The 750-nt window shown below is 64.1% G+C and carries 1 protein-coding gene; it reads right to left on the bottom strand.

All coding sequences use genetic code 11. The features are described from left to right. Nucleotides 1-750, bottom strand: a 750-nt coding sequence (locus ABD301_RS42235; RefSeq protein WP_344315622.1) for an HNH endonuclease, incomplete at both ends; no start/stop codon positions are given.

The raw sequence follows: 750 nt of genomic DNA, 5'->3' as shown, positions 1-750 counted from the left end.
GAGCTGGTTAATGCCGCGGATGGGTCTTCGTTCGCGGTCAACGTACGCGGGCGGTAGGAATTCAACAATTCCGTCAACAATGCGTACGTCCCAGCCGCCGTGGTGCACCAAACGATGGCACCGGTCGCACAGGAGCACGCAATTGTCAAGGCAAGTATGCCCACCATCGGCCCAGTGCTGCACGTGGTGCCCCCGTGTCCAGCGGGGTGGTCGGCCGCATCTGGCGCAGCCTTTGTCTCGTGCTATCAAGGCTTTGCGTAGGGCTGGTGTGATGAGTCGTTCGTTGCGTCCGACGTCCAGCGGTACGCTGTCGCTGCCCAGCATGATCGGGATGATGTCCGCGTCGCACGCGAGCCGGCGGACGCCTTCGGGGGAGATGGGTGCGCCGCTGTGTGGGTAGGCGACTCCGAGGCGGTCTCGGAGCATGTCCCAGTTGATGGTGATGGTGAGATGTGGCCGCTCGGCGCCCTGGGTGGGGAGTTTCCCGGAGTCCGCGATCAGATTCAACGCTTCCGCGAGCGCGTCCCCGTTGCGCTCAGACACTGACCGCTGATCAGGGGTACCGTTCTCAGCGGGCCGTGGTTTGGCCAGTGGGCTGAGGATCTCGCTGAACAGGGTGCCGGTTTCACTGTCGAAGGAGCCGGTGAAGTTGAGGCGTCCGTCTGTGCCGGTGTGGAGGGATAGTTCGCGGCGTGGTGTCTCGTTTTCGTGTTCGGAGGGCGCGGGTCCGTCGGGGTCCAGGTGGTCGTG

The organism is Fodinicola feengrottensis, from assembly GCF_039530045.1.
Taxonomy (GTDB): Bacteria; Actinomycetota; Actinomycetes; order Mycobacteriales; family HKI-0501; genus Fodinicola; species Fodinicola feengrottensis.
Note: the sequence above shows the minus strand (reverse complement) of the source record. Positions and strands in the feature narration are given on the sequence as shown.